The organism is Candidatus Thiosymbion oneisti, assembly GCF_900092655.1.
Taxonomy (GTDB): domain Bacteria; phylum Pseudomonadota; class Gammaproteobacteria; order Chromatiales; family Chromatiaceae; genus Thiosymbion; species Thiosymbion oneisti.
In genome coordinates this window covers 1-5923 of the sequence record NZ_FLUY01001007.1, presented here as the reverse complement: position 1 = coordinate 5923, position 5923 = coordinate 1, and the positions used below count along the sequence as shown (strand labels likewise).

General features: G+C 64.7%; 3 protein-coding genes. All 3 read right to left on the bottom strand.

Features of this window, described 5'->3' with window-relative positions; translation table 11 throughout:
• Positions 1-1639: SUMF1/EgtB/PvdO family nonheme iron enzyme (locus tag BQ17_RS24705; RefSeq protein ID WP_256091544.1), on the bottom strand; the 1639-nt coding region annotated here is incomplete at its 3' end.
• Positions 1636-1995: a diversity-generating retroelement protein Avd gene (avd, locus tag BQ17_RS10330; protein ID WP_089726775.1), complete on the bottom strand. Its 360-nt coding sequence runs from the start codon at positions 1993-1995 to the stop codon at positions 1636-1638. The genes BQ17_RS24705 and avd, both read right to left, overlap by 4 nt.
• Before the next feature lie 108 nt (positions 1996-2103).
• Positions 2104-5475 carry a formylglycine-generating enzyme family protein gene (locus tag BQ17_RS23360; protein WP_256091543.1) on the bottom strand — a complete coding sequence of 1124 codons (3372 nt, stop codon included), beginning with the start codon at positions 5473-5475 and terminating at the stop codon, positions 2104-2106.
• Between the last annotated feature and the right edge of the window lie 448 nt (positions 5476-5923).

The window sequence follows — 5923 nt, the reverse complement described above, 5'->3', positions numbered from 1 at the left end:
CATCCCGGCAATTATTCGTAGGCCAGGGCCGATCCGGAAAGCGTGCCTTTACGTCCAGATCGGCCCCATTGGCAAATTCACACATTTGCGTGTCTTTCGGATCCTTTCCCCAATAACGGCGTAGCGTCGGCCTTGGTACCTTCGTCGCGCGCAGGCCCCGTGCGGCGTATTCCCACTCCGCCGCGCTGGGGAGGCGATAACGCTGGCCGGTGCGCAGGCCCAGCCAATGGGCGTAGGCGCGGGCATCGTTCCAGCTCACGCACACCACCGGATGCCGGTCCGTCTGGGGGAAACCCGGATTACGCCAGTCACGATCCCGGTGAGATTCCCAACCGCTTCCGTCATTCCTGAGCACACGACACCCATTGCCCCGTTCGGCATCGGTCCGGTAGCCGGTAGCCTCGATAAAGGCGCGAAATTCCCCGACCGTTACCTCGCAGCGGCCAATCGCGAACGGGGCGATCAGGCTGACGCCGTGCTGCGGGCCTTCATCGGAGTCACGCCCTGGTTCGTCCGCGGGCGAACCCATGAGAAAACGCCCGGCGGCGATGACCGCCAGCTCCGGGCCCGCGCCGGGTTGGACCCGGCAGGGTTGGGTGGGAAACGCCGAGCGTGGAAGCGATACCGAGTCGTCTTGTGCCGCCAGTGGCAAGGAGATGCCGATGCTACCCAGCAAGAGGGCGGCCACGGCCTTAAAAAACGCCCAGGGCCTTCGGTCCGGCCTACCAGCCCCGGGCGCCGCGTTCCTTGCCCTGCTCTTCGGCCTTCGCGTTCCTGAACGAGGCACAGGAAACCGGGCCATGGGCACCCGCGGATACGCCCGACGCATCCGTAAATGCGTCGGCTCCGACCCTTGGGGCAGGCGTCCTGGCGAGACGAAAACCAAGGTTGTTGTTCGCTTCATCGGTGGTGTTCCTGTTCCGGTTCGCCGACCGGAGGTTCCTTGGTTGGTTGTTCCAGCCACCGCCGCGAACCACACGCCCGGTCTCCATCCGACCCGATTCCCGAGGGTAAAGCATAAAAACTGGCTGGTAAGGTTACCGATGGGCACTCCGCAACGGCGTTCCATCAATACCAACAGATCATCACCGGGAAAGAATCTACCGGGAGAATGGGCCTGCGGTGCACTGTCGATAATGGTGTCGAACAACCAAAGTACATTCCGGTCTTTGATCCGGCGCCGCAGCTTGGTCTTGAGGATGTTATGGTCGATAGAGGGAAAATACTGCCGTACATCCACCTTGAGGACATAGGGATAGCGGCGCGCCCAAGCCTGATAACGTCGCACCGCCGCGTGAACGCCCTTACCGACTCGGCAGGCGTAGCAATCGCTGATAAAACGTCGATCCAGTACGGGTTCCACCAGATTCATCAAGGCATGGTGCACGACCCGATCGGCGAACGGCGCCGCGGCAATGGTGCGCGGTTTTCGGTCATAGATGGTAAAGAGGTGATACTCACCGGGCCGGTACCTTCGGGTTTGCAATCTCTCTTGCAATTCGAACAGGTTTCCTTCCAAGTCCAGTTCGAATCGGGTTACGGTAGATCTGGTTCCCTTGCCGCGGCGCGCCTGGCGGTAGGCCTGGTAGAGATTGCCGAAGGTCGTGATCTGCCCCCATAGGTTGCCAATACGTTTCATCGTGATCCGCCCTGTTCTCTCTGCTGTTGGCGAGACCAACCGCCGATCTGACGGCCCAGCGCGTGCAACAACCGCGCGCCGTGCTCGTAACGTTTGGCAGGAACCGCCTGCAACCGGAAGCTCAGGCGCCACAGATGACGGACCAGATCCAGCTTCAGATTGGCCCGTTTCAGCGGCTCGGCCTTGGTGCGGCTGTAGGCCGCCTCGATCAGATTCTCCAGCACTGCAAGCATCCCCGACTCGATACGTTCTCCCAGGGTATAACGACGCAGGCGGGGAAATTTATCGAGCTGGGGAATCAGCCACTCCAGCAGCAGATGGCAATCCGAAATGACTTTGGGGGGTTGTTGTTCCATGCAGCCTTATGGAGTGACAAGCGCCAAAAAAACGTAACCGCCGAAAAAATCGCGAAAATCCGCGCTACGCGCGGATTTGCAAAGGGCAAAAGAACACAGCACAGAGGGTCATAACTCCCTGGCGAGACGAAAACCAAGGTCGCCGCCCGCACCATCGGAGGTGCCCCTGAACCGGTCCGCCGACCGGAGGTCCCAAGGACGGCTGCCCCAGCCACCGCCGCGAACCACACCCCCGGTACAGTCGTCGCCGTTCTCCTGACCCCAGGCACTGCCGTCGGACGGGGCACCCCGGTAGCTCCCGTGCCAACAATCCTGGGTCCATTCCCAGACATTGCCGGCGATCTCATGGAGCCTCCAGGGATTGGCCGGCAGACTGCCGGCCGGGACCGTCCGTTGCCGGTAGATCCCGGTCTTGGCCCCGCAGTCGTTGTAATCATAGTTGCCGTCGTAGTTGGCCTGGTCGGTGTGGATACAATCGCCGGTCCAGAAGGGGGTCCGGGTGCCGGCCCGAGCGGCGTACTCCCACTCGGCTTCAGTCGGCAGGCGATAGACTGCGCCCGTCTCCCGGCTCAGCCACTCGGCATAGGCCCCGGCATCGTCCCAGCTCACATTGATCACCGGCCGTTTGCCACGGCCCCAGCCCGCATCATTGGGCAACCCGCGGCCGGTGGCACGGGCAAAGCGGTCATAGTCCGCGAAGGTCACCTCGGTCACCCCCAGGGCAAAGGGTCGCGGGATCCGTACCAAATGTTGCGGGCCTTCATATCCGGCGAGCTCCGGCTCGTCCGGGGGCGAGCCCATCAGGAACTCCCCGGTGGGGACCACCACCATCTCCGGGCCTTGACCGCCGCTTGCCAGGGAATCCCGGAAACGACTGAAGGGGGCCTTATCGATGGCGGCGATGAGTTGGCCCGGATCGCCGAAGAGCCGTTTTTCTTCGGGCGACAATGCGCGTGCCGTCTTCCCGCCGGAGTACCGGTCCCGCACCGAGACGGTCGGGTCGGCGGCGGCATCCCCGGCCAGCTGGACCAGGATTGTGTTTTTTGGAACCCCATCGACAGCGGCCATGGTCCGGCTACCGATCGCCTTTGGCGATCGGTAGTCGAGATAGGCAAGCCGTGCGGCAATGGTCCGGGCGGCCCGGCGGGTGGCGTCACCGGCATCGGGGCCATATTCAATGCGATGGTCGGTGCCGGGAAGCCGGGACAGCCGCTCCACCACTTCCGGTTGCAAGACCTCCTGGGTAAGGCCGTAGCGCACCAAACTGGCCCGGAGGGCCGCGGCGAGCATCTCGTTCCGCGCATCGGCGACGATGGCAAAGCGCTGTCCCTGGCTGGCGGCGACCCGGCGTTCCAACATCCAGTCCTCGGCCAGGGTGCGCACAGGACCCGCTTGCCAAAGGTGAGTGGCGGCCAACCCGAACAGCAGTACGCCGGCACCTGCCTTGAGGAGCGGCCCCAGCCACAACTGCCAGTGCCCACCCGGCAGCCGGTATCCGATCCAGCGGGGCAGGGTGAAATCCCACAATCCGAGGCGTCCGCCCAGGACCAGGTTGGCGAAGACGGCGTCTTTCAGCCGGCTGTGCTCGGGCGCCCGGGCGATGAGCCCTTCCAGCCAATCCCGCCAGCCGCCTTCGCGCCAGGGGCGCGTCTTGGCGATCCGGAACGGCAGTCGGATCGTGGTGTTGCCGGTGGTTGTGGCCCGCGGGTCCAACAAGCTATGAAATTCCCGGCGAATGGCCCGGCGCTGCCGACGGGTCAGCCGGCGCAACAGATCAATGCGAAACCACTCCGGCAGCCAACCGATCCGGGACCAGGTGAGCTGCGCCAGCCTGGTAAGTCGTTGTTCGCGCCGTTCGCCGGTAGCGTCCGGGAACAGGCGGCTGTCCAGGATTTGGGTCAATCCCCAGTGCAGGGCCGGATACACCGCCATGGCACTCAGCAGGAAATAGCCGTCTGGCCCCAAATAGCGGCGCAACGCGGCCAGGTCCGCCTTGAACTCGCCGCGCCTGGGACGCCGCCGCCACAGGAGCGTGTGGCGGTCCTGGAAGGGGGCGGGTGGTGAGATCGAGCGCCGCCAGGTCTCGGCAGGCTGGGGGAGGTCCGTGAGCTGGGCGCTGATGGCCCGGAGGCCCTCGCTGGTCAGGGGTTCGGCATAGAATCCCGCCGCCGTCAGTATCCCGAGCCAGGTCGGGTGGGGATCGCGGGTGCTCAGTAGCCCCCGCCGCGGCCAGCGGGTCAGGGCGTTGGCCGCGGCGGTCAGGTGGGTGCCGAGGTTGGTAAGCAGGGCGTTGGGGTCGCCGATCAGCAACAGACGGGCATGGGGGTGGTGATGAAAGAGCCCTTCCGTCCCGCCCGGCACGACCTGGCCGGTCTCGTCGACGAAGCCGTTGGGTGCCCCCTGGTAGGTATAGACAAAGACCTGGTGGCCCTGTTGGCGCAGGCGCTCGGCGACCAGCCGGCCCAGATCCGTCAGCAGGTCCTTGGGGTCCCTGGTGTCGATGAACACCAGGAGCTCCGGGGCAAAGCGCCGGCCACGCCGGATGGGCTGGAAGCAACCGGCCTGCCGGATCGAGGCGGCGATCGTGGCTCGGGTATCCAGAGACCGGCCGGGAATCGCGATGGGTCGGTGCAGACGCCGCAGGGCGTCTCGTACCGGGGGCGCAGCGAACAGGGGTTGGCTGTCCGTATGCATCGCCAGGGAGGCCAGGGGATCCTGGCCGGAATCCTCGGCCCGGCGCAGGACATAACGCCGCCGCCACCAGCTCCATATCAGCCAGGCCAGGGCGATGGGGAGCCCCAGCCAGGGCAGGAGCTTGCCCAGGACCTCCAGATAGGCGGCAGCTTGCGGATCGAGGAATGGCCGCTCCGGCAGTGCCCGGGGCGGCAATGGCTGAAGCGGCAGCTCTAAATAGTCATCGGAGGACAATGCCGGGGCCGGCGGCTTCGGGCCCTTCGGTATAGCGGGCTGGGAAGCCGACGGTGGGGATTGCTCCGTAGACGGCTCTACAAGTGGTTCTGGGGCCGGCGGTTTCAGCAGCCAGTAACCGGCTCCAAGAAATAACAGAGAGAGTAAAACAACGAGTACCGCCAAGGGCCAACGGCGGAAGGGGCGCACCGGGAGCTTGCCCAGCTCCGGCGGGGGCGATGGGGCCGGTTCCGCGTAGGGAGAGGCAATCGGTTCGGCCGCCGGCAGGCTGGCCTTTCGGCCCTCGTCTACCCAGGCGTCGAAACAATTATCGAAGGCCGCGGATTCTTCGGGATTGCGGCAAAACAGAGGCCGGATGAACTTGCAAAGCCCTCTGATCTCCGGGGGTAGCCGCCCTTCCTGATAGAAGCGAAACAGGAGATCCTGGAGGTTCAACCAGCGATCGGGACCAATGCCGAACCCCGCCGCCGTCAACCGCTCTTGCAGTTCAGGCAGTCGCTCCACCCAGAGAGACAGGGGGTGCCGGTGCGGGATCTCAGGACAAGGCAGCATGGGGGTAGTGGTTAAGGTTTAAATGGAAACAGTGCCACTCGCAGTGTATTGGGCACGCCACAGGTTGCACTCCCTCTCCCACCGAGGGTGTCGTAAAAGGTGACGCCCGACGTAGCGCAGGCATCTCGCCTGCATGGTTTGGGGATAGGCCACCCTTTTCTCGTTCCCACGCGCTGCGTGGGAACCTGGTTGCTCCGCGCCGCGGAGAGCACCAGGCCGGTGGTATACACGGGAATCAAACCTGCCGGCTGTCCGGCGTTATCCGGTGCGGCCCAGAGGGCGTCTGCGCTGAGCGTTGCCGACAGCTGGTCATGGGGTCTGTAAGCCATCTGAAAGACGGCGGTCCCAGCCGGCCCGGGACCGCCGACATTCTGTCGGCCCCTGGGATCGCCGACATCTTGTCGGCTCCCGGGACTACCGATATTTCGTTGGCCCTTCCGGCTATCGG

Coding starts and splice junctions, on each gene's coding strand:
- avd (WP_089726775.1), bottom strand. CDS start 1,995: ATGGAACAACAACCCCCCAAAGTCATTTCGGATTGCCATCTGCTGCTG.
- BQ17_RS23360 (WP_256091543.1), bottom strand. CDS start 5,475: ATGCTGCCTTGTCCTGAGATCCCGCACCGGCACCCCCTGTCTCTCTGG.